Raw genomic sequence first — 26560 nt, 5'->3', positions numbered from 1 at the left:
TGTTCAGGCCGGACTTGGCCCGAACGTTTCGTCCCGGTTGTTCGGTAGTACCTGCCGCTGACCTGGACATGTTCCGTACCTGCAAATCCTCGATACACACCATCGCGTGGTTTTGGCTGATCGCGGTCGAGGTCTTGTGCAGGAAATCGCGGCGGGCATTGCCGATGCGGGAATGAATGCGCTGGACGCGGGCTTTCGCTTTCTTCCAGTTGTTGCTGAACTTCACCTTGCGGCTCAACGCCTGCTGCGCCTTGCGCAAGCGCGTTTCGTGCCGCTTGAAGCTGTTGAGTGGCGCATAGAACGTACCATCCGATAGCGTGGCGAACCGGGCAATACCCATGTCGATGCCAACCGCGCCGCCCTGCGGAATGGACTGCTCGACCTCGCGCTCCGTCTGAATGCTCACGTACCACTTGCCGCACGACTGGCTCACGGTAATGTTTTTCACCACGCCCAACACTTCGCGGCTGTTGCGATAACGCACCCAGCCGAGCTTGGGCAGAAATAGGCGGCTGTTGGCTTGGTCGAGCTTGATCTGTTTCGGGTCTGGATAGCGGAAGCTGTCTGACTGGCCTTTCTTCTTGAAACGCGGGAAGTCGGCTCGCTTGGCGAAGAAGTTGTTGTAGGCCCTTTCCAAGTCCTTGAGCGTCTGTTGCAGCGGATGCACCGGCGCATCCGCCAGCCACTGGGTATCGGCGCTGTTGCGCCACTCGGTGAGCAGCTTGCACAGCCCAGCGTAACCAAGCTTCTTCTCGCCTTGCTCGTAACGCGCTTTCTGCAACGCCAGCGCCTTGTTGTAGACGAACCGACACGAGCCAGCGAAGCGGCGCATTTGCCGTTCCTGCTGGCCGTTGGGCATCAGTTCGTACTTGAAGGCTTGAAGTCGTTGCATGGCTCAATCATACTCTTGGTCTATGAGTTATGACAGCGAAATTAGACACGGACGGCACTGCGTTTTCAAGATGCACGTCCACTTGGTCTTTGTGGCGAAATATCGTCGCAGGGTGTTCGATGGCGACGCCATCAACCGGCTACGTACGATCTTCGCCAAGGTCTGTGCCGACTTCGAGGCGCAACTGATCGAAATGGATGGCGAGGATGATCACGTTCACCTACTCGTGGAATACCCGCCAAAAGTCGCCGTTTCCAACCTCGTGAACAGCCTGAAAGGCGTCTCCAGCCGCCTGCTGCGCAAGGAGCGACCAGACATCCAGAGGCGCTACTGGAAAGGCGTGCTGTGGTCGCCGTCCTACTTTGCTTCAAGCTGTGGTGGCGCACCGATTTCCATCGTGCGCCAGTACATCGAGCAGCAGCAGACTCCACACTAAAACCAAAAGACAAGGACGGCTACGCCGTCCGCGCTATCCTTCCCCGCCCTGAACGGCGGGGCTTGCCGCGCACCGGGTCACTTCTTGGCTTTCCAGAATGCTTGGGCTTTCCAGAATGCGGAAATCCGACTGCCGGCTTGCGGGTCGCTAGCGCATCCCGGCAGCGGGTCCGAGCCGGGCTTGCAGATAGGCCTGCAGCATCCGCGCTAGTTCGGCCAGCGCCGCCGGCCGGCCCGGCAGGGTAACGTCGGCCTGCAGCGCCGCAGCGGATTTCATCATCTGCAGCACGGCGGCCGCGGCGGCGGCCAGTTCGGCAGCCGGCAGATGCGGCGCGCGGCGCCGCAGGATGGCGGCGACCTGCCGGCGCATCGCCTTGCGGATTTCGACAATCGTCGTCGCATCGATATTGCCGCTGTCGAGCAGCGCGACGAAAGCGGGATTGGCGCTGCGCGTCGCCACCAAGGCGTTGCATAGTGCATGCGCCAGTTCAGGCAACGGCTGCGTCGCCGCCTGCGCCGCAATGCCGCTCAGATGCGCACGCACGATATTCATGTGCTGCTCTAGCAACGCATCAGCCAGCGCTGCCTTGGTCGGAAAGAACTGGTAGAGCGAGCCGATCGACGCACCCGCGCGCGCCGCGATCTCGGTCATCGTCGCGGCGTCGTAGCCTTTTTCGGCAAAGACCGCGGCGCCAGCCGCCAGCAGGGCGGCGACACGCGCCCGGCCGCGTCGACGCGACGGCATCCGGGCCGCGGGCATCGGCGCCCTAGTTGCTGCTGCGGTTGCTGCTCCGCTTGTCACTGATGGCCGCGCGGCTTTCCGCGCGGCGTCGCCCCGGGATTTCGCCGGGGTTGCCTTTTGTGAGGGCATCCTCATATCTCCTTATTCATGAGGATAACCTCATATAACTGCCCTGCAAAGTCCTGGGTGCAATACCCTAAGGCGGCAACGACTGGAGATTCGAATGGATAAGCTCGACCCCCGCAGCACCGCACTGGTACTGATCGACCTGCAGAAGGGCATTCTGCCGCTAGCTCGCGGCCCTTACGGCACCGATACCGTGCTGCGCAATGCCGCCGCGCTGGCCCACCGCGCCCGTGCGCTCGGCATGCCGGTGGTGCTGGTCAGCGTCGGCTGGTCGGCCGGCTATGGCGACATGCTGCGCCAGCCGGTGGACCAGCCCATCGCGGTGCCGCCCGATGCACTGCCGGCGGACTGGACCGAATTGGCGCCGGAATTGGCGCGGCAGCCAGGCGACATCCCGATCCTGAAACGGCAATGGAATGCCTTTCACGGCACCGAACTCGACTTGCAGCTGCGCCGGCGCGGCATCGCGACCATCCTGCTCGGCGGCATCTCGACCAATCTGGGCGTCGAATCGACTGCCCGCGCGGCCTGGGAACATGGCTATGCCGTAGTGCTGGCGGAGGATGCCTGCAGCGCCGTGCACGGCGACGCGGCGCATCGCTTTTCCATTGAAACAATCATGCCACGCATCAGCCGCGTGCGGCGCAGCGCCGACATCCTGTCGGCGCTGGCGGCCTAACGGCAAGGGACTGTTTGCCCCGGCGCTGCACCGGCATTGGCGGCATCACGCCGCTGACGCGCGCCAGCTCTCACCCGCCGCGCAACAGCGCGAGCGTGAGCATCAAGTGGATGCCGAAGCGCGCCCCAGGTCCGGCTCCGCTTCGGTATCCAGCCTGCCTACGCGCAGGCGAAGCTCGAAGGCGGCGGCCTGATCGATTACCGGTGCTATCCTGCGGCAGAAGGAGCACCACTCCGCCCAGAAATCCTCGGACCAGAAATCCTCCGCCCAGAAATCGACCCGCAACGGCAGATCGGCGGCGCCGAAGGGTGTTTGAAATCGCCCGTGGTGGGCGTGAGCGGCCGGTTGGCGAACAGCTGCTGGCGGTATTTGCCGCATTCGCCGTCATCCGTCTGACGCTCTGTCCGCAGACGGCCAATGCATTCCTCGCAGTTTTCCCGGACGTATCCGCAAGCTGGCGATTGTAAAGCCGTATTCGGCTCATTCTTCGCTAGGGAGATCAGCCGCTCTGTGGAATCCTAGCGGCAGGTTCCGTGCTTTCGCGTCATGCAGGCCGGCAACAGACCGGCCGCAGGCCGCCTTCCCGACGACAACTCATGCATGAGGGAGGATAGCCTATGACCACCGGATCATCTGCCGCCCCCAGAGTGGCGGCCATCGTCGGCCCCTATACGGCCGGCAAAACCACTTTGCTCGAAACCCTTCTGTTCGTCGCCGGTGCGATCCCGCGCAAGGGAACGGTCGCCGCCGGCAGCACGGTGGGCGATGCCGCGCCGGAAGCGCGCGCCCGGCAAATGACGATCGAGCCCAATCTCGGCCATTGCAGCTTCCTTGGCGACCCCTGGATCTTCGTCGACTGTCCCGGTTCGGTGGAGCTCGCCCAGGAGACCCTGGCGGCGCTGATGATCGCCGACATCGCCATTGTCGTCGCCGAGCCGGATCCGGCGCGCGCCGTCACCCTTGCGCCATTGCTGAAATTCCTCGACGCGCGCCGCATCCCGCACGTGCTGTTCGTCAACAAGCTCGACAAGACAAGCATCCGCATGCGCGACCTGCTGGCGGCCCTGCAGCAGGTCTCGGCACGCCCGCTGGTGCTGCGCGAGGTTCCGATCCGCGAAGGCGATGGGATCACCGGCTATGTCGATCTGGTGAGCGAGCGGGCCTATCGCTACAACGAAAACAAGCCCTCCGACCTGATCGAGATGCCGGATACCATCCGGCCGCGGGAATCCGAAGCGCGGCAGCAACTGCTGGAGACGATCGCCGATTTCGACGACGCGCTGCTGGAGCAATTGCTGGAAGACCGCACGCCGGCACCCGCCGATATCTATGCGCAGCTCAGGAAGGATCTAAGCGGCGGCTTGATCGTACCGGTCTTCTTCGGCTCGGCGGAACGAGGCAACGGCCTGCTGAGGCTATGGAAGGCTTTGCGGCATGAAACGCCCTCGCATAGCGCAACGGCAAAACGGCTCGGACTGGGCCTGAGCGATGGCGCAATCTGCGGCACCGTATTCAAGACCTTGCATCAGCCGCATACCGGCAAGCTGAGCCTGACCCGTCTGTGGCAGGGCGAGATCGCCGAGAATGCCTCGCTGGGCGGCAAACGCCTGGGCGGGCTGTATCGGGTAATGGGCGGCCATGTCGACAAGACACCGCAGGCGACCGCAGGCGATCTGGTCGCGTTGGGGCGCATTGACGATCTCGTCACTGGACAGATGCTGAATGCAGATGGTCCCAGCGAGATGATCGTCGACTGGCCGCAGCCCGCGCCGCCGGTGCATGCGCTGGCGCTGATGCCGACCGACCGCAAGGATGAAGTGAAGCTGACCGCGGCTTTGCACAAGCTGTGCGAGGAAGATCCCAGCCTGCATATCGAGCAAAGCACGGGACAATTGCTGCTCAAGGGCCAGGGTGAAATCCATCTCAAGCTGGCAGTCGACAAGCTGCAGCAGCGTTTCAATGTCGGCGTGCGGACGGCGCAGCGGTTGACCGCTTACCGCGAAACGATCCGCCAGGGCACGCACCAGCATGCGCGCTTCAAGCGCCAGTCGGGCGGCCATGGGCAATTCGCCGACATCAAGGTGGAGATCGCGCCGCAGCCGCGTGGCGCCGGCTACAGCTTCGTCAACCGCATTGTCGGCGGCGCGATCCCGAAGAACTTCATTCCCGCCGTCGATGAAGGCATCCAGGAAGCCCTGCAACGCGGGCCGCTCGGCTTCCCGGTCGTCGACGTGATGGTGACCCTGGTGGACGGCCAGTTCCATTCGGTCGACTCTTCGGACCAGGCCTTCCGCACGGCTGGCGGCATCGCGATAAGCGAGGGGCTGCCGAAATGCGGGCCGGTACTGCTGGAGCCGATCCAGGCGGTGACCTTTGCTGTGCCGAATGAATATACCGCCAAGGTGCATGCGATCGTCTCTTCACGGCGCGGACAGATCCTGGGCATTGCGGCCAAGGACGACTGGCCCGGCTGGGATGAGATCGAGTGCTACCTGCCGGAAGCCGAGATGCAGGATCTCGCGGTCGAGCTGCGCTCGATGACCTTGGGCGTCGGCACTTTCGTTGCCCGCTTCGATCACCTGCAGGAACTGTCCGGCAAGCTGGCCGACCGCGTGGTGGAGGACCGCCGGCGGGCGCTGGCGGCCTGAACCGCCGCCTGTTCAAAAGGCCGCCTCCACGATGAGGCGGCCTTTTCTAATCCGCGATCACAAACACACAGACCGGCTCGAAACTGGCGGCATAGGTCAGGGTCGGCGCCTCGATGAAGCGCTGATCGTCCGGCTCCAGCACCTGGGCGCAGACGATCGTGTCGACGCTGACGCCGTCCTTGGCGAGCGGGCAGAGCAGCCGCCGCGTGGTTCCCATGCGGCCGCTGCGGGCGCGATAGCGTGTTTCGGAATAGACCGGCAGCCGATGCTGCATTGTCATCCGGTAAAGGCCGGTGAGATACCTGGCATAATCGCGGTTGGGATTGAGCTCGTCGACATATCGCCCGGTGAGATCGAGACCGGCATCGGCATTCATCCGCGTGCCCGACAGGCGATAGCGGAAGCGCGCGCCGCCATCGATGGGTTCGATCAGGGCAAGAATGGGCAGCATCCCGGCCCCGAGTTCGACGGGGTCGATCGCGGGCTTAGGCGGCAGGCGACCCGCCGCCGGCCGCTTGCTGCGCCAATAATTCAGGAAGTCCGCAATGCGGCGGTCGTCCTGCCAAGGTTGCGCCGCCGCATCGCTCATGGCGTCAGCCTGCCGGCACGGTTGCTTTAAGCGATGGCCGTTCGAAGAAGGTTGCAGCCCAGGCGGCAGCCTGCGGGTAGTCCTTGCGCCAGTCGAGATGGGCGTAGCGGAAATCGAGATAGCCGAGCGCGCAGGCGATAGTGACCGTGCCGATATCGACCCGGTTGCCGAAGCTTGGCGCAAGCTTTTCGATCTCGGCCAGAGCGCCGCGCAGCTTTTTCATCTGTCCATCGCTCCAGGCCGTCCAGCGCTTGTCTTCAGGGCGCAGGAAACCTTCGTAGCGCACCAGCAGGGCCGCATCGAGCAGGCCATCGCCAAGCGCCTGCTCGCGCAGCGCGATCCAGCGCGCCGCGCCCGTTGGAAAGAATTTCGGCCCCTGATGCAGGCCATCCAGATATTCGCAGATCACCCGGCTGTCGAAGAGATGCAGGCCCTCGTCGGTAACGAGCGCCGGCACTTTCACCAGCGGATTGGCATTGGCGAGATCCGGACTCTGCTCCACCGGCGTGGTGGTCACGGGAACACGCTCGATCTTCGCATCGAGGCCAGTTTCCATCGCCAGCGCGGTGACTTTGCGCACATAGGGCGAGGTCGGGGAGTAATACAGCTTCATTGGGATTCCTCTGCTAGTCGGGGCAGACTAGGAGGAATTGCGCACCGGAGAAAGGGCGGGCAAAAAAACGCCGGCAATGGCGGTCGAAACCGCCATGGCCGGCGCAAGTGTCCGTCTCGCCACCCGGCCGGAATCGGAGATCGGGCCGGGTAATCGCAGGCCGATGCGCCTCGGCACCGGATGCGTCTTCCACGTAGCAGAATTCATGCCAGCGCCGCGTCCCCGTCTTGCGGTTCAAAAAAGGCGAAAAATCGTGGATAGCTGCGCAAGAAGCAGGCGCGTCCGTATCCGGACTGCCTATCGACCGGGCACAGGGAACAGGTTCAGCCGAGCGGCAGCAACTCGACGGCAACGCCGATGCGATGCGGTCCACCGCCCAGTACCACGCCCCGGACCGGGCTGATATCGCCATAATCGCGGCCCAAAGCAGCGGTGACATGCTGGTCGGAGCAGATCATGTTGTTGGTGGGATCGAGATCGACCCAGCCCAGTTCCGGCCCGCACCAGACCGACAGCCAGGCATGGCTGGCATCGGCACCGCGCAGGCCCGTCGTCTCGCCTTCCTTCAGGGTGCGGATGTAGCCAGACACGTAACGCGCCGCCAAACCCAGGCCCCGCAGCATGCTAATCTGCAGATGCGCGAAATCCTGGCAGACGCCAGCGCGCTGCTTCATCACCTCGCTCACCGGCGTGAACACTTCCGTCGCGGCCGGATCGTAGCGGAAATCGCGGAAGATGCGCTCCGTCAGTTCCTTCGCCGCGGCAAGAACCGGCCGGCTTGGCGTGAAGGATTGCAGCGCATAGGCAACCGCCTCGGCATCGGCCTGCGCAAAAGGCGAGGCGTGAACGAATTCGCTTTCCAGCACCGGCGCAGGAAAGCCGTTGCCGTCCAGCATGTCGCGTAATGACTCCCATGGCGGCGTCGCCTCGGGATCGACGCCGGCGAAAGGATCAACCTCGACTTCGGCGCGCAGTTCGACATCGAAGCGTTTATGCGGCGCGTCGATGGTCAGATAGGCGACGCGATTGCCGAAATGATCGATCTGCGCCGAAAGCCGCCCGGAATTCGGATTGGTCGTCACCGAGCAGGCATGCACGCGCTGACGCGGCAGTTCCGGCAGGGCGAGATGCAGCAGGTGGTAGGAAATATCGACGGCCCAGGAATAGGTGTAGGAGGTCGTATGCCGCAGACGATAGCGCATCGCCGCCCCCTTAAGAGCCGAAACCGAAGCTGTGCGCGACCTGCACATGACTGAAATAGGTGCGCGTGAGCTGATCCGAGATATCCATCAACGCCTGACAGGCCGCATCCAAGCTGCCGCGCAGGCGGTTGGCCAGTTGTGCTTCTTCCTCGCGGCCGATCTCGTCGCGGTCGAAACTGGCGACCAGATCGGCAAAAGGCTGCGTCAGGGCGAGGCAATCGGCGCTGCGCGGCGGCGCATCGGGATTGGGCATGGCATCCAGATGCTGGGCCATGCCATGCAGCTGGAACGCAAGCGCATGCGGATTGCTAATATCCAGAAGCAGCAGATCGAAAACCGCCGCGGCCTGCAAGGCTGAGCGGTAGCGGCGGCGGTAGGTCAGGCTGGAATCGTTGACCTCCAGCGCGATGCGGAATGCGGAATCGGTGCTGGCGCCGATCATCGTCGTCGCCGCCGAGACCGTGCGCGCGATGAAGACGCCGCGTTCCAAACGACGTCCGAAATCGAGGAACCGCCAGCCCGAGCCGCGCGTCATATGCTCCGACAGCATGCCGGAGATCGCCGCGGTGGCGCGGATCATCTGATCGCAGAAGGCCAGGGTGCCGTCGGCATCGCCCAGGGCAGCCGGGCGACTGAGCCGCAGCTCGCCCAGCAGATGATTGAACATCCGCCACATATCGGCGGAGAAGCGATGGCGCGACACCACCGCCAGACGCTCGATGCCATCCAGGGTCTGCCCCAGCAGCTGCCCCGGCGCGCAGGCGCGGGTGAGCGCGCCGGAAAACAGCGCCGTATCCGGCGGCGCCGCGGCGGCCTTCTGGTCGACGATGCCGCAGCGCGCCAAAGTCCGCGCCAGCACCGTCATCTCCACCATGTCGCGGGCAGATGCGAATTCGCCGACCAGACGCGACAGCACTGCCCGCAGCAGACGCGCGCCGTCATCCAGCCGTTCAATGCTGCGGCCCAGCCAGTAGAGATCGTCGGCAACGCGGCTTTGCAGGGTGCCGGAGGAACGGCGCAGGGGCATGCGCTGGCGTGAAGCCGTGCCGCGGATCACCGTCGGCCCCTGCTCCTTCGCCACGACCCAGACATCCTTGTTGATGCCGCCGCGCTGCAGGGTCGCGCCGAAGGGATCGTTCTTCTCGGGCACGCGCGCAAGGCCGCCCGGCATCACCACATAATCGTCGCCGTCGGCGACCACCAGCACGCGCAGAAGAATCGATTGCGGCTCCAGTCCCTTTTCGCCCAGGCCTGGCGAGACGGACGGCAATATCCGCTCCTGCGCGACATAATTGCCCGGCCGCGCCTTGATCCGCTGCAGAAAGGCTGCGCGCTCTGTATCCGGCAGATCGGACACCACGACCGGCTGCTCACCCAGATCGTAGGCGCCGCGCACGACCACGGAATCGAAACGCTGGATGGCTTCCTGCAGCGCATAATCCTGGCCGCACCACCAGGTCGCAATCGAGGGCAGCTTCAGATCCTCGCCGAGGAAATGCCGCGCCAAGGTCGGCAGGAAGGCCTGTAAAGCCGGCGCGCCGACAAGGCCGCTGCCGATGGCATTGCAGATCGCGACATTGCCTTCGCGCGCTGACTGCAGCAGGCCGACCACACCCACGGCGGAATCGGCGCGCAGTTCCAGCGGATCGCACCATTCGCCATCCAGCCGACGCAGCAGCACATCCACCTGTTCGAGGCCTGCGAGCGTCTTCAGGAAGATGCGGCCATCGCGCATGGTGAGGTCGGCGCCTTCCACAAGCGTTGCCCCCAGTTCGCGCGCCAGATAGATATGTTCAAAATAGGCCTCGTTATACGGGCCCGGCGTCAGCAGCACGACGCGCGGATTGTCGGATTGCGTCGGCGCGCGGGCAGCAAGATCGGCCTGCCAGTATTCGAAGAAAGCGTTCAGCGGCCGCACGCGGCATTGCCGCAAGGCCTGCCCCATCAGGCGCGACAGCACCCGGCGGTTCTGCAAGGCATAGCCGGCGCCGACCGGCGCCTGCGTGCGGTCGGCAATCACCCGCCAGACGCCATCGGGGCCGCGCACCAGTTCGGCCGCGTAATGCTGCAGCATGCGCGGCGGCTTACCGGTCATGGAGCGCGCCGGACGCAGAAATTCCCGATGGCCGAAGATCAGCGCCGGCGGAAAGCGCTGCTCGTGCAGCAGCGTCATCGGCCCGTAGAGATCGCGCAGGATCAGATCCAGCAGATGCGCGCGCTGAATTAGCCCGGCTTCGATGCCTTCCCATTCCTCAGCGGAGAGCAGCACCGGCACCGGATCGAGACGCCAGGGCCGCTGCTCGGGCAGAGGCGGCGCGATCTCAGCCGCGCCACGCCCGGAACCACCGGGCAATTCATAAAGATTGTAGGTGACGCCTTCGTTTTCGAGATATTGCCGCCCGCGCTCGGCGCGCTCCGCCAGACCGTTCGCTCCCAGAAGGCTGAGCGTCGCCAGCAGCGGTTGCCAATGCGGGCGGATCACCCCCTGCCCGGTCACCATCTCGTCGAAGGCGTCGAGCGGATTAGGCGGGATGACCGGTATGGCCTCCGCCCCCTTCTGTGAGACCGTGGCCGGCAAGGGCAAGCTCATCTGTGATGACCGAATCGGCAAGGAAGTCTAGCCGGTTCGCAGATCGGGGGTAAGCGGCTGTTCTTGCGCGCAACGATGCCGCTGTGCCGCAATCGATCAATTTCTGTGCAATTTCGTCCAGCTTAGAAGCCGGCTGCGGCGCCGTCGCTGCGCGGATCGGAGGCACCTTCCAGCACGCCGTTGGCATGGCGGACGATGGCGCCGGCATGGCCCATCGTGCCGGTGAAGGCCTCCAGCAGCTCAACGTCATGGCCGGCCGCCTTCAGCTCGGTCACCACTTCACGGCTGAAGCGGCTTTCCAGTTTCAGCGTGACGCTGTTCTCGCCCCAGGTCTTGCCCAAGAGCCAGCGCGGCGCGGTGATCGCCGTCTGCAGATCCTGCCCGAACATGGCATAGCGGCTGAAGAGCGCCGCCTGGGTCTGCGGCTGGCCTTCGCCGCCCATGGTGCCATAGACCATCACGCGGCCATCATCGAAGCGCGCCAGCGCGGGATTGAGCGTGTGGAATGGCATGCGGCCCGGCGCAAGCAGGCGCGGCCCGCCTCCTTCCAGCAGGAAGCTGGAGCCACGGTTCTGCCAATGGATGCCGGTATCGGGCAGCACGCAGCCGGAGCCGAATTCAAAATAGATCGACTGAATGAAGCTGACCGCCAGGCCATGGCCGTCAATGGCGCCCATCCACGTGGTGTCGCCAGCGGAAGCCGGCTGCGGCCAGGGCAAGGCGCGGCGGCGATCGATGCGCGCCGCAAGATCATCCAGCACCTCATCAGTGAGATAATCCTCGGGTGCTTCCGTCATCTCATCGGGATCGCCGACGATCCGGTCGCGCACCAAAAAAGCCTGCTTGGTGGCTTCCACCAAGCCATGGACGTGATCAAAGCCTTCCGCCTCGGCCACATCCAGGCGGTCGAACAAGGCGAGAATCATCAGCGAGGTCAGCCCCTGGGTCGGCGGCGGAAAGTTGTAAAGCCGTGCGCCGCGGATCGCGACGCTCAGCGCATCGCGGCGGCGCACCTTGTGCTGCGCCAGATCCTCCGCCGATACCGGACTGCCGATCCTGGCGAGATCGGCGGCAATACTGCGCGCCAGTTCGCCCCAATAGAAATCGTCGACGCCGCGCTCGCCCAGCAGGCGCAAAGTGCGCGCCAAAGCAGGCAGCTTCATCACCTCCCCGGCCCGCGGCGGGCGGCCTTCGATCAAAAAAGCAGAGGCAAAGCCCGGGACATCCTTCAGCTCGGCCAGCTTGCTGCGCGTCAGGTCTTCCTGGCTGGCGGTGACCGCAAAGCCGTTCTCGCCATGCCAGACCGCATCTTCGACCAGACGAGACAGCGTCATGCGGCCGCCGAGTTCGGTGCTGAAACGCAGCGCTTCCGCCCAGCCGCTTAATGTCGCGGCCACCGTATTGACAGCCAGCGGCCCACGCCAGGGAATGCCGTCATGGCCCTTGCGCCGGTACAGCGCAGGCGTTGCAGCTCTGGCTGCGCGGCCACAGGCCTCGATGGCAATGGGTTCGCGGTCCGGCACGGCGATGAGCCAGAAGCCATCGCCGCCGATGCCGGTCATATGCGGATAGACCACCGACAAGGTAGCCGCCATCGCAACCGTCGCTTCGATGGCGTTGCCGCCCTCGCGCAGGACGCGCAGTCCGGCTTCGCTGGCCAGATGATGCGGGGCGGTCACCATGCCCCGCCGGGCGCGTGCAGTATTCAACATAGCCGGAATCCTAGGACAGCAGATCGTAAAACATACGCAACGCCGTGAAGCCAAGGAAGACGGCAAAAACGCGCTTCAGCTTCTTGGTGTTCAGGCCATGCGCCATCCTGGCGCCCACCGGGGCCAGCAGCATCGAGGTCGGCACGATCAGCGCAAAGCCGATCAGGCTGATATAGCCCAATGACAGCGGCGGCCGGTCCGCAACATCCCAGCCGGTGATCACGAAGCCGATGGTGCCGGGAATGCCGATAATGAAGCCGATGGCCGCGGCCGTGCCGACAGCGCGATGAATCGGATAGCCGAACAAGGAAAGGATCGGCACGCTCAACGTGCCGCCGCCGATGCCCATCATCGCCGATATGGCACCGATTGCGCCGGCGAGACTGATCCTGCCCGCATCTTTCGGCAGATGATCAGAAATGCGCCAGTCCTGCTTGCCGAAACCCATATGCAGCGAGACGACCAGCGCCACAGTTGCGAACACCGCGGTCAGGACCGGGCCGCGCACGAAACCGGCGATGGCCGTCCCGGCGAGCACGCCGATGAAGATCCATAATCCCCAGGCGCGCAGCAGTTCGAAATCGACTGCGCCGCGCCGGTGATGCGCCCGCACTGAGGCCATCGAGGTGATAATGATGGTGGCAAGCGACGTGCCGACAGCGACATGCATGCGCACCGCTTCATCGATGTCGAGCGCATCAAACAGATGCCACAGCACCGGTACGATGACGATGCCGCCGCCCACGCCCAGCAATCCCGCCGTCACGCCGGCCACGGCGCCGGCTGCCAGCAGCAGGGTGCCGAAGATCAGAATCTCGGACAGAGGCAGATTCATAAGGACGGCCTTTATTCCATGCCGTATCCCGCCCGCGTTACCAGCCGATGGCTTTCGGCAGCCAGGTTGCGAGGGACGGATACAGGAAAACGATGGCGAGCGTTATGAGTTGCAGCCCGATGAATGGGACGACACCACGGTATATGTCAAGGGTGGCCACCTGGGGCGGTGCCACGCCTCGCAGATAAAACAGCGCCCAGCCGAATGGCGGCGTCAGAAACGAGCTTTGCAGATTCACCGCGATCAGGATCGCCACCCAGACGAGGTCGACATTGGCGGCCTGCAGGATCGGCAGGAATAGCGGCACGACGATATAGCTGATTTCAATCCACTCGATGAAGAAACCGAGCACGAAGATCAGCGCCATCATGAAGAGCAGCACACCGGTGATACCGCCGGGCACCATGTTGAAGAGGTCATGGACAAGCTGCTCACCCTGCAAACCACGGAAGGCCAGGGCGAAGACCTGAGCGCAGATCAGCACGAACATCATGGTCGCGGTGATGCGCGTGGTCGAATAGACCGCCTCGCGCAGCACCGACCAATTGAACCGTCCGGCGGCGGCAACCACAAGAATGCTGCCCAGAGCCCCCATGGAGGCAGCCTCGGTCGGCGCCGCCACGCCGCCGATGATCGAGCCGAGCACGGCGATCACCAGGCCGATTGGCGGCAGGCCGACGCGCAAGACCTTGATCCAGAGATCGCGGCGCGCCAGGGCATCGCGTTCCTCCACCGGCACCGGAGGGACCTTGTCCGGCCGCAGCCAGCCGAGGCCGAGGAGATAGATGACATAGACGGCCGACAGCAGCAGACCCGGCATCACCGCCGCAGCGAACAACGTGCCGACCGACTGGCCGAGAATGTCGGAGAGCAGGATCAGGATCAGGCTGGGCGGAATCAGCTGGCCGAGTGAGCCCGATGCGCAGATCGCGCCGCAGGCGACGCTCTTGTCATAGCCGCGCCGCAGCAAGGCCGGCAGTGTGAGCAGACCCAGCGTGACGATGGTGGCGCCGACGACGCCGGTGGTGGCGCCCATCATCACGCCGACCAGCACGAGGCCAATCCCCATGCCGCCGCGCAGGCTGCCGGCCAGATGGCCGATCACATCCATCAGTTCATCAGCAAGCCGGGATTTTTCCAGCATCACGCCCATGAAGACGAAAAGCGGAATGGCAATCAGCGTGTAATTCGAGATCACGCCGAAGATGCGCGCCGGCAGCAGATTGAACAGCAGCGCGCCGAAGCCGATATAGCCGAAGACAAAGCCGCTGACGGCGAGCGTCAGCGCAACCGGGATACCAAGCGCGAGAAGAACGAAGAAGGAGACGATACAGGCAATAGCCAGAATTTCATTCAGCGGCATGCTCGGCCAATACGGGAGAAGGCACAGACATCTTAGCAACAGGGCGCATCAGCGCCTGCAAGGCGCCGGCCAGACTCTGCAGAGTCAGCAGGATGAAGCCTGCCGGAATGCAGGCTTTCAGAATCCAGCGATACGGCAGGCCACCCGGATCGGGCGAGCCTTCGCCGATCCGGTAGGACTGCATCACATAAGAAATCGAGAGATAGACGATCAGAACGGAAATCGCCGCAACCAGCAGGAAGGAAATCACCTCGATCATCTGCTGCAGGCGCGGCGAGAACCGTCCATAAAGCACGTCGACGCGCACATGGCCGTCATGCTTGATCGCATAGGCCATGGAAAGCAGCGCGATCGGTGCCATCAGGTGCCATTCCAGCTCCTGCATCGCAACCGATCCGGTATTGAACGCGTAGCGCAGCAGTACATTGAAAGCCATCACGAGGACAATCGCCAGCGACGACCAGGCCGTGACGCGGCCGCAAACCTCGACGATGGCATCCAGCCTTTGCGCTACGCGTTCCATCTCTCAGTCCCTGCCAGTTAGATCGACATTGTCAGATCGACATCGCGGCGCGGATCTGCGACTGATAGACGCTCTCGGAGATGCCGGCCCATTTGTCATGGATCGCCTTGAAGGCCATGAAGCTGTCATGGATCTTCTTGGTGGCGGGATCCTTCGCGGCCGCATCGGCCAGCACCTGCTGGGTGATCTCCTTCAGCTTGGCCACGATCTGCGGCGGCAGCGGCTGCGCGATCACGCCATGGTTCTTCACCAGGTCGTCCAGCGCTTCCGCATTGGTCGCCTCGCACCAGGTATGGCTGATGGTGTTGCAGGCGGCAGCGGCGGCCTTGACGATCTCCTGCAGATCGCTCGGCAGCGACGCCCAGGCCTTGGCATTGATGATCAGCTCGGTGACGTTGGACGGCTCATGCCAGCCGGTGGTGTAGTAATACTTCGCCGCCTTCTGCAGACCGAGGCGCCGATCCTGATACGGGCCGACGAATTCGGCGGCATCGATCACGCCACGCTCCAGTGCGGGGAAGATTTCGCCGCCGGGCAGCAGCTTTACGTCGACGCCAAGCTCGGCATAGACCTTTCCGGCCAGACCCGGGATGCGCATCTTCAGGCCCTTGTAATCCTCGATCGACTGCACCGGCTTGCGGTACCAGCCGGTCATCTGCACGCCGGTATTGCCCATCGGCATCGGCACCAGATCGAAGGGCTTGTAGAGCTCTTCCCACAGCTTCATGCCGCCGCCGTGATACAGCCAGGCATTCATGCCCTGGAAATTCAGGCCGAAGGGAACCGTCGTGAAATACTGCGCGGCAAAGCTCTTGCCGGCCCAGAAATAGGCATTGGCGGCGTTCATCTCCACGATGCCCTTGGAAACGGCATCAAAGCCTTCCAGCGCCGGGATCAATTCGCCGGCGGCGAAATGCTGAATGACCAGGCGACCGCCCGACATCTTCTTCACCATTTCGCAGAAATCCATCGGGCTGCCCGGGCCGGTCACATAGAAAGGCGAACCCGGGCCATAGGCATTGGTCATCTTCCACTGGAAGGTCTTGTTCTGGGCAGCGACGATGTTGGGCTTGGCAAAAGGAGCAACGGCAGCGCCGGCAAGGCCGGCTTTGACGAAGGAACGGCGTTTCATTGGCTTCACCCCGATTGGCTATGGGCTGGCAGCCCGGTCTTGAAGGCACAGCAGGTCTGACGCCCGCCTCGTGTATGCAATCGCAATGCAACCGATATGCCAGCACCAATGCGGCATTAATCTATTGAAATGGCTGAATTTCTATTTTGCGTGAACAGCAGAGGGCGACTTGAAAGTGGCCATCACACACTTTCTGGGCAGCGAAACGCTCAAATAATGGGCTAACTCAGACTTAGGCTAGAGATGATCCAGACCGTGTTGCTGCAGCAGGTCGATCAGCAACTGCCCCGCCCTTGAGCGATGCTGCCGGTGCAGGCGATGCGCCGCTTCGGGGTCGCGGCTGCGGATGGCCTCGACCACCGCAGCATGTTCGGCATTGGAGGTTTCCGGCTTGGGCCGCAGCTTCAAGGTCGCCATGCGGGCGCGGTGCGACTGGTCGCGGACCGTCTCCACCATCGCCTGCAGACGCCGGTTGCGGCTGAATTCGACCAGCAGGCGGTGAAAGCGGGCATCACCTTCCGCCCAGCCGGTCAGATCGTCACGCGCCAGAGCCGCCTCCATATCGGAAAGCGCTGTCTCCAGCGCCTCCAGCTCGGTTGCCGAAAGGCCGCGGCGCGCAATGATCTCCGCCGCCATGGCCTCCAGGCCGGTCAGCAGATCGTAGATCTCGCGCAGATCGTCCATCGACAGCGGCAGAACGCGCATGCCATGGCGCGGCCGCACCTCGACCATGCCGTCCTGCGCCAGGCGGATCAGCGCCTCGCGCACCGGCGTGCGGCTCATGCCGAGCCATTCGGCGACTTCCTGCTCCAGGGCCTGGGTGCCGGGCGGCAGTTCATTGTCCAGAATGCGGCGCTTGATCTCGATATAGGCGCGCTTGGTCTGCGACAGGCGGTGGTCGCGGATCATGCCCCGGCCTGTCATGCCCGACCTACCTGCGGCCGGCAGCCGCTTCAGCCGTTTTGATCCGCCTGCCGAGCCATCTGCGATACGCTGCTGTTCCGGTTCGATGCCCATCATTCCCCCCGCTTCGCCGCGGCGTTTTTTTGCTCATCGGCTGAAGCAGAATAGCGGATTTGATGGCCGCCCTGCCATAAAACGGAAACGAAAAACAGACCGTTCCTCGCCGCGATCTTGCCGCATTCTTTTGTCTGGATGACGGCATGAGACATGCAAGGCTTGCCGCAGCCCTCGCCCTGGCCGCTTCCCTCAGCGCCTGCGCCGGCGATTCCGACCGCGTTTCACCGGATCAGTTCGAGCTGACCCGGCAGACCCGCGAGAGTGAAACTTGGGCCCGGTATCTGCCGCAGGTCTATGGCGGCCTGATGGCCTGCCTGCGCGCCCATCCCGCACAGCCGGCCTATGCCGAACATCTCGTGCCGCAGAATCATGGCATGATCCTGGTGCAGGTGGTGGGCGCCGATGGCAGCGCGCAGGAATGCAGCACTGACACCGATGGCCGCACGACGCCGCAGCTGTCGCCGGTTGCTGCCAGATCGCCCAACGATTCCAGCCCCGAGACGGCCATGTTCACCCCCGCAGGCATGTCCGAGCCGCTGCTGCGCTGCACGACGTTGCATCCGGTCTCCCATCGCGATGGCAAGCTGCTTGGCTGGGTCAGTCTGCCGCGCTCTGGTTGCCACGAGACAGGACCGGCGGCGCAATCGAGCTGGCGGGCTTTCGGCAACGAGCCGTTCTGGAATCTGCGCATCACGCCGGAAGCCATCGTTCTGGACCGGCTGGGCTCGTTGCCGCTGCAATATCCGTCCGAGCCGGGCGAGGAACAGGGCAACCGCTGGAGCTGGAATCTGGCGCCGCCTGATGGCGATCAGCGCAACCGGCTGGAGATGAACATCCTCAATACACCCTGCAGCGACAGCATGGCGGACCGGCGCTACGATTATCGCGCCGAGGGGCGGTTCGGCGGCCAGGAACTGCGTGGCTGCGCGGAGAAGATCAACACGATTCCCTGATATCGCCTTCTGACTTGCAGGCCGCGACGTTGCAGCCCTTGACGCAGCAGGACGGGTAAGGCACGCCTGCGGCCGATGACGCCACAGGAATTGCAATCCCGCCTGCTCTATCGCGATGGGCTGATGCTGGTGCTGGACAAGCCGGCCGGCCTCGCTGTTCATGCCGGGCCTGGCGGCGGCGATAATCTGGAACGCTATTTCGGTCATCTGCGCTTCGGCCTGCCCAAGCCGCCGGCTCTGGCGCATCGTCTTGACCGCGATACTTCCGGCTGCCTGGTGCTTGGCCGACATCCGAAAGCGCTGCGCAAACTGGGCAAGTTGTTCCAGGAAGGCAAGGTCGAGAAGATCTATTGGGCGGTGACGCGCGGCGTTCCGGCGCGGACAGAGGGGCGCATCGATGCGCCGCTGAAAAAACTGAGTACCCGCTCGGGCGGCTGGCGCATAGTGATCGCCGAAGACGGACAGACTTCCGTCACCGATTACCGCGTCCTGGGACAGGCAAATGGCCTGAGCTGGATTGAATGCCGGCCGCGGAGCGGACGCACGCATCAGATCCGCGTTCATCTCGCCAGCCTGGGCTGCCCGATCCTGGGCGATGCGCAATATGGTGATGCGGCGCGAGAGAAAGATGTGCCGCTGCATCTGCATAGCCGCGGCATCACCGTTCCGCTGTATCAGAAGCGGGAACCGATCACGGTTCTTGCGCGTCCGCCCGCTGCCATGCAGGCGGCATTGATGGCCTGCGGTTGGTCAGCCCCTGAGGACGAAGCGAATCAGCAGGCCCACAAGACCGACGGCGGCGACACTGCCCGCCCATAGCGTGACGAACCAGAGCAGCCGGCTCCATAGCGGCCGCTGTTCGGGCTGATCAGTGGTAGCCGGCATGTTCTTCCACCTTGCCGCGGAAAACCCAGTAGGCATAGGCCGTGTAGGCCAGGATGATCGGCATCAGGATCACGGCGCCGATCAGCAGGAAACCCAGACTGGCATCGGGCGCAGCCGCATCCCAGATGGTGATCGAAGGCGGCACCATCAGCGGCCAGAAGCTGATCCCCAGGCCGATATAAGACAGAACGAACAGCGCAAGCGCCGAGAAGAAAGGCAGCGGTTCGGGCTTGCGGCGCTGCAGCCCGCGCCACAATCCGTAAGCCGCCGCCAGCACCAGCAAGGGCATCGGCGCGGTCAGCGCGATATTCGGCCAGCTGAACCAGCGGATCAGGAATTTCTCGCCGAGAAACGGCGTCCACAGGCTGACGGCGCCGATCATGATGACGAGCAGGATGCCGAGACGAAGCGCAAGCTGGTAGCAGCGGTCCTGGATCTCGCCGCCGGTCTTCATGATCAGCCAGGTCGAACCGAGCAAGGCATAGCCTATCACCAAGGCCACGCCAGTCAGCAGGCTGAACGGCGTCAGCCAATCCCACCAGCCGCCGGCATAGGCGCGATCGACGATGGTGATGCCCTGGATGAGACCGCCAAGGGTGACGCCCTGCATGAGGGCTGCCAGCAGCGATCCGCCAAAGAAGCTGAAATCCCAGACGCGCTTCCAGCGCGCCGTCCGCCAGCGGAATTCGAAAGCAACCCCACGGAAGATCAGGCCCAGCAGCATCGCGATCAGCGGCGCATAGAGCGCCGGCAGAATGATTGAATAAGCCAGCGGAAACGCAGCCAGCAGGCCGCCGCCACCCAGCACCAGCCAGGTTTCATTGCCATCCCAGACGGGCGCGACGGAATTCATCGCCACATCGCGCTCCTTCTCCCGCTTGAACAGCGGAAACAGGATGCCGATGCCGAGATCGAACCCATCCATGATGACGTAGGCCAGCACGGCAAAGGCGATGAGGGCGGCCCAGATCAGCGGAAGATCGAGTGTCATGATGTCACCTCTCCGCCCCGGCCGGTTCGCTGCCAGGCAATCTGTCATCGCGCTCAAACATTAGACCGGCCGCCGGCGTGATTCCGGCGGCACGGATTGGCACTTTCCGCTCGGCCGGCTCCTCCCCGCCCGGCGTTTTTTGCAGCAGGCGGAACAGGTAGAAGATGCCGGCGCCGAAGACGATGAAATAGACGACGATGAAGGCGATCAGCGATGTCGCCACACCGGGCAGTCCGATCGGAGAGACGGAATCCACGGTGCGCAGCAATCCGTATATCGTATAAGGCTGACGGCCGACCTCGGTGGTGATCCAGCCGGCGATCACGGCGACAAATCCCGCCGGTCCCATGGCAATGGCGGCGCAATGCAGCCAGCGCGTGGTGTAGAGGCCGCCGGTAAACCGCCAGATCAGGCTGAGCAAGCCCAGCAGCGCCATCAGAAAGCCCAGGCCCACCATGACGCGGAAGCTCCAGAAGACCAAAGTTGAGGGCGGCCGCTCCTCGCGCGGCCATTCCTTCAGGCCTTTGACCTCGCCCTCCCAATCATGGGTCAGGATCAGGCTGCCGAGTTTCGGCACGGCGATGGCAAATTTCGTTTCCTCCGCTTCATCATCGGGCCAGCCGAACAGATAGAGCGGCGCGCCGCGCTGGGTTTCATAATGCCCCTCCATCGCGGCGATCTTGGCGGGCTGATGCTCCAGCGTGTTGAGGCCATGCAGATCGCCGGCAACGATCTGCACCGGCGCGACGATGGTCGCCATCCACATCGCCATCGAGAACATCACCCGTGCACCTGCATTGCCCTGATCCTTCAGCAGATGCCAGCCCCCCGCCGCACCGACCACGAGCGCGGTGGTGAGATAGGCGGCCAGCACCATATGCACCAGGCGATAGGGAAAAGACGGGTTGAAGATCACCGCCCACCAGTCGATCGGGACATATTGGCCATTTGGCGCGATGTCGTAACCGGCCGGCGTCTGCATCCAGCTGTTGGCGGAAAGAATCCAGAAGGCCGAAAGAAACGTGCCCAGTGCCACCATCACCGTGGCGGCGAAATGCAGCCCCTTGCCGACACGGTTCATGCCGAACAGCATCACGCCCAGGAAGCCGGCCTCCAGGAAGAAGGCCGACAGCACCTCATAGCCCATCAGCGGACCGATGATCGGTCCGGCCTTGTCGGAAAAGGCGCTCCAGTTGGTGCCGAACTGGTAGCTCATGACAATGCCGGAGACGACGCCCATGCCGAAAACCACGGCAAAAGGCTTGAGCCAGAAGCGGAAGACCTGGATGTAGACCTCGCGCTTGGTCAGCAGCCACAAACCTTCCAGTACCGCCAGATAGCTGGCCAGCCCAATGGTGAAGGCGGGAAACACGATGTGGAACGCCACCGTGAAGGCGAATTGGAGGCGGGCGAGGAAAACGGGATCGAGCAGGGCTTGCATCGGTTATCCTCTGCGCTGCGGCGCCAGCCAGAAGCCCGGTTCGTGTGCCGGGGCAGACCTGGCACTTGGAAGCTAGCGCCATATATCGTCCTGAAAAGACGAAACCGCCGAATCTTGTGGTCAACTGTGCTGGTCAGCCTGTGCGCACCGGCAAATGTTCCGCTGCGCAAGCTGCTGCAGCCCCCGACCGCGGGAATGTCATGGGACCGCGGAATGTCGTGGGACCGCGGGAATGTCATGGCTGCCTTGCTAAAAACGCAACGATTGGAAACGGTTATCTTTCTATGATGTTCCGCTTCGCATGATGCCTACCAGATGTTGATCCCCCTTATCGTCGCCTGCGCGCTGTTCATGGAAAACCTCGACAGCAGCGTTCTGGCCACAGCCTTGCCCAGCATCGCCGAATCCCTGGGGGAAAGCCCGCTCAAGCTCAATCTGGCGATCACGTCTTATTTGTTTAGCCTTGCCGTCTTCATCCCGGTCAGCGGCTGGGTCGCCGACCGCTACGGCGCCCGCACCGTGTTCCGCGCCGCGATTGCGGTCTTCACCATCGGCTCCCTGCTCTGCGGCCTGGCGGATTCCTTCTGGACCCTGGTGGCGGCCCGCGTCCTGCAAGGTATCGGCGGGGCGATGATGGTGCCGGTTGGGCGCCTCGTGATGCTGCGCTCGGTGCCGAAAGCCGATCTGGTGCGCGCCGTCGCCTGGCTGACGGTCCCCGCCCTGGTGGGCCCCGTGATCGGCCCACCGCTCGGCGGCTTCCTCACCACCTATCTGTCCTGGCGATGGATCTTCTGGATCAACCTGCCCATCGGCCTGCTGGGGATCGTGCTGGTCACGCTCTACATTCCCAATATCCGCGAGGAGAAGCTGCCGCCGCTGGACTGGCACGGCTTCCTGCTGACCGCGGTCGGATTGCTGGGCCTGGTTTTCGGTTTCGAGACCATCGGCCGCGACCTGCTGCCCGATACGGCTGTCGCCGGCCTGCTGCTGGCTGGCGCCATCGGGCTTGGGCTTTATCTGTGGCATGCGAAGCGCCATCCGCATCCCCTGCTCGACCTGAGCCTGCTGCGGGTGCCAACCTTCCGCGCCGGGATCGCCGGCGGCTTCCTGTTCCGCATCGGCACTGGCGCCATTCCCTTCCTGCTGCCGCTGATGTTCCAGCTCGGCTTCGGGATGACGGCCTTCGAGTCCGGCATGGTGACCTTCGTATCGGCAGCCGGCGCACTGACCATGAAGATGGCGGCCGGACCGATCCTGCGCTGGCTCGGCTTCCGCCAGGTGCTGATCGGCAATGCCGTGCTCAGCGGTTTGGCCATCGCCGTCTGCGGCCTGTTCCGGCCGGAATGGCCGCATGCGCTGATCCTGGGCGTGCTGCTGTTCGGCGGCTTCTTCCGCTCACTGCAATTCACCAGCATCAACACGATGACAATTTCCGACATTGCCACCGAGCGGATGAGCCGCGCCACCAGTTTCACCTCGATGATGCAGCAATTGTCGCTGTCGGCCGGCGTGGCCGTCGGCGCGATGGTGCTGCATGCGACGGTTACGCTGAGCGGCGGCCTTGATGCCATGACGGCCGCAGATTTCATGCCGGCCTTCTTCACCGTCGGCACCGCCGCTGCGCTGTCGACTTTCATCTTCGTACGCCTGCCCGCCGATGCCGGGGCCGAAGTCAGCGGCCACCGCCTGGTGGCACCGACCAATCGCCTGAGCCAAGGCACCCCGCCTACAGAGAACGCTGGACGTCCCGCTGAATGACCGAGTTTGATTTTGCCTGGGCAGCCATTCCCGCCCGTGGACTGGCTGCCGCTGTTTTTGTCGCTGGCGTGATCTGGCTGATGGAGCGCAGCTCGCCTTTCATCGGCGGCATCGTTCTGGCTTTGCCGATCGTGACCGCACCGGCCTATGTCTTTCTCGTTCTGCATCACGATCCGGCTTTCATCGGCGAAGCCGCGCTGGGCAGCCTGGCAACGGTGGGCGCCGTGCTGCTGTTCCTGGTCTGCGTCATCGCGATGATCCGGCGCGTACCGATGCCAGCAACGCTGGCCTGCGCCGTGGCAACCTGGCTTGCCACCGCAACCGTGATCCGCTTTCTGCCGTCGAGCCTGACGATCTCGCTGATCGTGCTGGGGCTTTGCGCTGCCACCGCTTGGTGGAGCGGACGCCTGGTGCCGCTGACGGCACCAGCGGCGCGCGGCCGATCACCGCTTTTCGAAATCATCCTGCGCGGTGCAACCGCCGGCCTCTTGGTCATTGGCGTCAGCATCCTGGCCGAGCAGGTCGGGCCGCAGATTGCGGGAATCTTCACGTCCTTCCCGGTGGCCTTGCTGACCGTGTGCTGGTTCCTGCCGCGGCGTCTGGATGCAGCCGGCATCCGCGCCTCCCTGCGCGCAACCCAGATCGGTCTTGCAAGCCACGTGCCCTTTTTCCTCAGCCTGGCGCTGCTCGGCCCCTTTGGTGAGACCGGCGATTTCACTGCTTTCGGCGTGGGAATTCTCGGCTCCATCGCCGTGGCGCTGATCATTGCCCTGCTGCGCCGCCGGCAGGTCAGACGCTAGGTCTTTTGAGCGCCGCCTGAGCGTGATACATCGGCGTTTCGCGTTGCAACCTCACCTCTGCCTGCTGCCATGAATCCCATCTTCGCCGACCTGCCGACCACCATCTTTGAGACCATGTCGCGGCTGGCGGGCCAGCATCAGGCGATCAACCTGGGTCAGGGCTTCCCCGACGATCCCGGCCCGGAAGACGTGCGTCGCAAGGCCGCCGAAGCCGTGATCTCGGGCTGGAATCAATATCCGCCGATGATGGGATTGCCGGAACTGCGCCAGGCGGTGGCTGCCCATTACAAGCGCTTTCACAATCTTGAGCTTAACTGGGAGACCGAGGTGATGATCACCTCCGGCGCGACGGAAGCGCTGGCCGACAGTCTGCTGGCGGTGATTGAGCCGGGTGACGAGGTCGTGCTGTTCCAGCCGATGTATGACGCCTATCTGCCGCTGGTGAAGCGCGCGGGCGGCATCGCAAAATTCGTCGGGCTGAAGCCGCCGCACTGGCGCATTGACGAGGACGCCTTGAAGGCCGCCTTTTCCAACAAGACCCGCGCGGTGATCTTCAACAATCCGCTCAATCCCACGGCCTCGGTGTTTCCGCGCGAGGACCTGGAGCTGCTGGGCCGGTATCTGGAGAAGTACAACGCCATCGCGATCTGCGACGAGGTCTGGGAGCATGTGCTGTTCGACGGCCTGGAGCATGTGCCGCTGATGGCGATCCCGGGCCTGCGCGAGCGCTGCATCAAGATCGGCTCGGCGGGCAAGATCTTTTCGCTCACCGGCTGGAAGGTCGGCCTTGTCTGTGCCGCGGCACCGATCATGAAGGTTTTGGCCAAGGCGCATCAGTTCGTCACCTTCACCACACCGCCGAATCTGCAGGCCGCCGTGGCCTACGGCCTTGGCAAGGACGACAGCTACTTCCTCAATATGCGTGAAAGCCTGCAGGCATCGCGCGACCGCTTTGCTGCTGGCCTGTCCAAGGCCGGCCTGACGGTGCTGCCGAGCCAGGCGACCTACTTCCTCAATATCGATCTGTCGAACGTTTCCAACGACATCGACGACGCGGCCTTCTGCCTGCGCATGGTGGAGGAGGCGAAGGTGGCAGCAATACCGGTCAGCGCCTTCTATGCGCAGGACCATGTAAAAAGCGTGGTACGCTTCTGCTTTGCCAAGACCAACGACAAGCTGGATGGCGCGGTGGAGCGGATCGCCGACTTCGTGAAGCGCGGCTAGAGGCCATTTCGCATCATCGTTGTGGAACGATGGCAGTGATATCACTGCTATCAAATCCGGGCCTTTCGAGCCCCGTTTTCGTACCATTCGAGCCTGTTTGGCTCCATTCGATGCCCGCGCGAAACCAGCGACGACCGGTGCGGCTCGTTCCAGCCTGGACACATTCATCAGGCCGAACGAAGCACCCTCAGGGCCAACATTGCGCCTTTGCCGCATATGGAAATGCGTGGAAACGCGCGCTTCAGGATCAAGCCGGCGATGACGAAAACCCAGCCCTCCCGAGCAGGCCGCCTGAGCAGGCCGGGCCGTGGCGCGCAGAGCCTCCTTCATGATAGGCATAAGCGCCTTCCTCGCGCGGGCGTCCGTCAAGCAGCCAGACAACAAGACCAAACAAGCCCAGATAAAACAAATGACCGCTTATCTGCAGTCTCGCCTCGCTACCAGTCTCCGCGTCTTCTGGCAGCTTTTGAAGATCATGGTTCCGGTGATGATCGCCGTGCGCATCGCCGAGGAACTGGGCCTGATCGAGGCCCTGGCGCCGACATTGGCACCGGTGATGGAGCTGGTGGGCCTGCCGCCGGAAGCCGGCTTCGTCTGGCTCGCCACTTTGACAGTCGGCATCTATGGCGGACTGGGCGCGCTGCCGCTTCTGGCCGATCTGCCGCTTAGCGTCGCCCAGGTCAGCATTCTTTGCGCCATGATGCTGTTCGCCCATGCCCTGCCGGTAGAGCAGGCCATCGTGCGCAAGGCCGGCGCCAGCTTCTGGGCGACCGCCGTATTGCGCTTCGCTACCGCGATCGTATACGCCGCCGCCATCTCCGCGATCAGCAAGGCCACAGGATGGCTGACGCAGCCCGCCGAGACCGGATTGCTGCGCAGCATGGCCCCGGCCGGCGACGGCTGGCTGGACTGGCTGACGGCATCTGGCATTTCGCTGGTGGCGACCTTCGGCATCATCGTCGTGCTCATCCTGCTGCTGGATGTCTTCGAGCGCACCGGCATCACCAAGCGGCTGACGCAGGGCCTGCAGCCGGTGCTGCGGGTATCGGGTTTAAGTGGCGAGATGGCGCCGGTGACGACCGTGGGCGTGCTGCTGGGCCTGACCTATGGCGGCGGCCTGATCATGAAGGAGACCCGTGAGAAGAATTTCGCGCCCGATGCGCGCGTGCTGGCGCTGTGCTGGATTTCACTCAGCCATTCGCTGCTGGAGGATACCGGCCTGATGCTGGCCATAGGTGCCGATATCTGGGTGGTGCTGGCCGGCCGCGTGCTGCTGACCCTGGTTCTGGTGCGATTGATTGCGGCTGCAATGACTGCCGCACCGCAGCTGACACGCTGGCTGGCCGTTTAGAATCTAGACCAGACAGTGCGGACACAGCAAAGAAACCGGCGAATGGCATAGCACGC

26 protein-coding genes are annotated in these 26560 nt (G+C 63.7%); 9 read left to right on the top strand and 17 right to left on the bottom strand.

What is annotated here, in order from left to right:
- Nucleotides 1-892: transposase (locus Q0603_RS16565; RefSeq protein ID WP_298727726.1), on the bottom strand; the 892-nt coding region annotated here is incomplete at its 3' end.
- A gap of 22 nt (nucleotides 893-914) precedes the next feature.
- Here Q0603_RS16565 and tnpA point away from each other — a divergent pair.
- Nucleotides 915-1328: an IS200/IS605 family transposase gene (gene tnpA / locus Q0603_RS16560; protein WP_298727724.1), complete on the top strand. Its 414-nt coding sequence runs from the start codon at nucleotides 915-917 to the stop codon at nucleotides 1326-1328.
- A 147-nt stretch (nucleotides 1329-1475) separates the two neighbouring features.
- Here tnpA and Q0603_RS16555 read toward each other — a convergent pair whose 3' ends face one another.
- Nucleotides 1476-2072, bottom strand: a complete 597-nt coding sequence (locus Q0603_RS16555) for a TetR/AcrR family transcriptional regulator (RefSeq protein ID WP_298727722.1) — start codon at nucleotides 2070-2072, stop codon at nucleotides 1476-1478.
- 220 nt (nucleotides 2073-2292) lie between these two features.
- Here Q0603_RS16555 and Q0603_RS16550 point away from each other — a divergent pair, with 220 nt between their 5' ends.
- The gene (locus Q0603_RS16550) at nucleotides 2293-2874 is read left to right on the top strand and encodes a hydrolase (protein WP_298727720.1); all 582 of its coding nucleotides are present in this window, start codon (nucleotides 2293-2295) and stop codon (nucleotides 2872-2874) included.
- Between the two features lie 102 nt (nucleotides 2875-2976).
- Here Q0603_RS16550 and Q0603_RS16545 read toward each other — a convergent pair whose 3' ends face one another.
- Nucleotides 2977-3252, bottom strand: coding sequence for a thioredoxin family protein (locus tag Q0603_RS16545; protein WP_298727718.1), 276 nt, complete (start codon nucleotides 3250-3252; stop codon nucleotides 2977-2979).
- 239 nt (nucleotides 3253-3491) lie between these two features.
- On the opposite strand from Q0603_RS16545, the gene Q0603_RS16540 reads away from it, so the two are divergent.
- On the top strand, nucleotides 3492-5522 hold the full coding sequence (locus Q0603_RS16540; RefSeq protein ID WP_298727716.1) for an elongation factor G: 2031 nt from the start codon (nucleotides 3492-3494) through the stop codon (nucleotides 5520-5522).
- Nucleotides 5523-5568: 46 nt separating this feature from the next.
- Here the strand turns inward: Q0603_RS16540 and Q0603_RS16535 are convergent, their stop codons facing one another.
- The 11 genes from Q0603_RS16535 to Q0603_RS16485 form a co-directional block, all read right to left on the bottom strand.
- Nucleotides 5569-6111, bottom strand: coding sequence for a PAS domain-containing protein (locus tag Q0603_RS16535; RefSeq protein ID WP_298727714.1), 543 nt, complete (start codon nucleotides 6109-6111; stop codon nucleotides 5569-5571).
- Nucleotides 6112-6115: 4 nt separating this feature from the next.
- A complete protein-coding gene (locus Q0603_RS16530) occupies nucleotides 6116-6724 on the bottom strand; it encodes a glutathione S-transferase (RefSeq protein WP_298727712.1) in 609 nt (202 codons plus the stop codon).
- 323 nt (nucleotides 6725-7047) lie between these two features.
- Nucleotides 7048-7926 (bottom strand): transglutaminase family protein, encoded by an 879-nt coding sequence (locus Q0603_RS16525; protein ID WP_298727710.1) that lies wholly within the window; start codon nucleotides 7924-7926, stop codon nucleotides 7048-7050.
- A gap of 10 nt (nucleotides 7927-7936) precedes the next feature.
- Nucleotides 7937-10516 carry a circularly permuted type 2 ATP-grasp protein gene (locus Q0603_RS16520; RefSeq protein ID WP_298727708.1) on the bottom strand — a complete coding sequence of 860 codons (2580 nt, stop codon included), beginning with the start codon at nucleotides 10514-10516 and terminating at the stop codon, nucleotides 7937-7939.
- 122 nt (nucleotides 10517-10638) lie between these two features.
- Nucleotides 10639-12228, bottom strand: coding sequence for a gamma-glutamyltransferase family protein (locus Q0603_RS16515; protein ID WP_298727700.1), 1590 nt, complete (start codon nucleotides 12226-12228; stop codon nucleotides 10639-10641).
- Between the two features lie 10 nt (nucleotides 12229-12238).
- Nucleotides 12239-13063, bottom strand: a complete 825-nt coding sequence (locus Q0603_RS16510; RefSeq protein ID WP_298727698.1) for a sulfite exporter TauE/SafE family protein — start codon at nucleotides 13061-13063, stop codon at nucleotides 12239-12241.
- Nucleotides 13064-13100: 37 nt separating this feature from the next.
- Nucleotides 13101-14426 (bottom strand): TRAP transporter large permease subunit, encoded by a 1326-nt coding sequence (locus Q0603_RS16505; RefSeq protein WP_298727696.1) that lies wholly within the window; start codon nucleotides 14424-14426, stop codon nucleotides 13101-13103.
- Nucleotides 14413-14949 carry a TRAP transporter small permease subunit gene (locus tag Q0603_RS16500; protein WP_298727694.1) on the bottom strand — a complete coding sequence of 179 codons (537 nt, stop codon included), beginning with the start codon at nucleotides 14947-14949 and terminating at the stop codon, nucleotides 14413-14415. The genes Q0603_RS16505 and Q0603_RS16500 overlap by 14 nt, the downstream gene beginning before the upstream one ends.
- Before the next feature lie 31 nt (nucleotides 14950-14980).
- On the bottom strand, nucleotides 14981-16081 hold the full coding sequence (locus Q0603_RS16495) for a TRAP transporter substrate-binding protein (RefSeq protein ID WP_298727692.1): 1101 nt from the start codon (nucleotides 16079-16081) through the stop codon (nucleotides 14981-14983).
- A 237-nt stretch (nucleotides 16082-16318) separates the two neighbouring features.
- Nucleotides 16319-17101, bottom strand: a complete 783-nt coding sequence (locus tag Q0603_RS16490; protein WP_298727690.1) for a GntR family transcriptional regulator — start codon at nucleotides 17099-17101, stop codon at nucleotides 16319-16321.
- Nucleotides 17098-17253 (bottom strand): hypothetical protein, encoded by a 156-nt coding sequence (locus Q0603_RS16485; protein WP_298727688.1) that lies wholly within the window; start codon nucleotides 17251-17253, stop codon nucleotides 17098-17100. Before Q0603_RS16485 ends, Q0603_RS16490 begins: the two co-directional genes overlap by 4 nt.
- On the opposite strand from Q0603_RS16485, the gene Q0603_RS16480 reads away from it, so the two are divergent.
- Nucleotides 17245-18054, top strand: a complete 810-nt coding sequence (locus tag Q0603_RS16480) for a hypothetical protein (protein WP_298727687.1) — start codon at nucleotides 17245-17247, stop codon at nucleotides 18052-18054. The genes Q0603_RS16485 and Q0603_RS16480 overlap by 9 nt on opposite strands.
- A gap of 75 nt (nucleotides 18055-18129) precedes the next feature.
- Nucleotides 18130-18873, top strand: coding sequence for an RNA pseudouridine synthase (locus Q0603_RS16475; protein WP_298727685.1), 744 nt, complete (start codon nucleotides 18130-18132; stop codon nucleotides 18871-18873).
- Here Q0603_RS16475 and Q0603_RS19395 read toward each other — a convergent pair.
- From Q0603_RS19395 to Q0603_RS16460, 3 genes are read right to left on the bottom strand one after another with little or no spacing between them, the layout of a single operon-like run.
- Nucleotides 18805-18975: a DUF2474 domain-containing protein gene (locus Q0603_RS19395; RefSeq protein ID WP_366132924.1), complete on the bottom strand. Its 171-nt coding sequence runs from the start codon at nucleotides 18973-18975 to the stop codon at nucleotides 18805-18807. The two genes, Q0603_RS16475 and Q0603_RS19395, sit on opposite strands and share 69 nt — an antisense overlap.
- Nucleotides 18923-19930, bottom strand: a complete 1008-nt coding sequence (gene cydB, locus Q0603_RS16465; protein WP_298727683.1) for a cytochrome d ubiquinol oxidase subunit II — start codon at nucleotides 19928-19930, stop codon at nucleotides 18923-18925. The genes Q0603_RS19395 and cydB overlap by 53 nt, the downstream gene beginning before the upstream one ends.
- Before the next feature lie 4 nt (nucleotides 19931-19934).
- The gene (locus Q0603_RS16460; protein WP_298727681.1) at nucleotides 19935-21371 is read right to left on the bottom strand and encodes a cytochrome ubiquinol oxidase subunit I; all 1437 of its coding nucleotides are present in this window, start codon (nucleotides 21369-21371) and stop codon (nucleotides 19935-19937) included.
- A gap of 315 nt (nucleotides 21372-21686) precedes the next feature.
- Here Q0603_RS16460 and Q0603_RS16455 point away from each other — a divergent pair, with 315 nt between their 5' ends.
- The 4 genes from Q0603_RS16455 (at nucleotide 21687) to Q0603_RS16440 (ending at nucleotide 26504) form a co-directional block, all read left to right on the top strand.
- Nucleotides 21687-23129 carry an MFS transporter gene (locus Q0603_RS16455; protein WP_298727679.1) on the top strand — a complete coding sequence of 481 codons (1443 nt, stop codon included), beginning with the start codon at nucleotides 21687-21689 and terminating at the stop codon, nucleotides 23127-23129.
- Nucleotides 23126-23929, top strand: coding sequence for a hypothetical protein (locus Q0603_RS16450; protein ID WP_298727677.1), 804 nt, complete (start codon nucleotides 23126-23128; stop codon nucleotides 23927-23929). Before Q0603_RS16455 ends, Q0603_RS16450 begins: the two co-directional genes overlap by 4 nt.
- Before the next feature lie 69 nt (nucleotides 23930-23998).
- A complete protein-coding gene (locus tag Q0603_RS16445) occupies nucleotides 23999-25153 on the top strand; it encodes an aminotransferase (protein ID WP_298727676.1) in 1155 nt (384 codons plus the stop codon).
- A 409-nt stretch (nucleotides 25154-25562) separates the two neighbouring features.
- Nucleotides 25563-26504 carry a nucleoside recognition domain-containing protein gene (locus tag Q0603_RS16440; RefSeq protein ID WP_298727674.1) on the top strand — a complete coding sequence of 314 codons (942 nt, stop codon included), beginning with the start codon at nucleotides 25563-25565 and terminating at the stop codon, nucleotides 26502-26504.
- The last annotated feature ends 56 nt before the right edge of the window (nucleotides 26505-26560 follow it).

This window comes from uncultured Ferrovibrio sp., from assembly GCF_937960835.1.
GTDB lineage: Bacteria > Pseudomonadota > Alphaproteobacteria > Ferrovibrionales > Ferrovibrionaceae > Ferrovibrio.
Note: the sequence above shows the minus strand (reverse complement) of the source record. Positions and strands in the feature narration are given on the sequence as shown.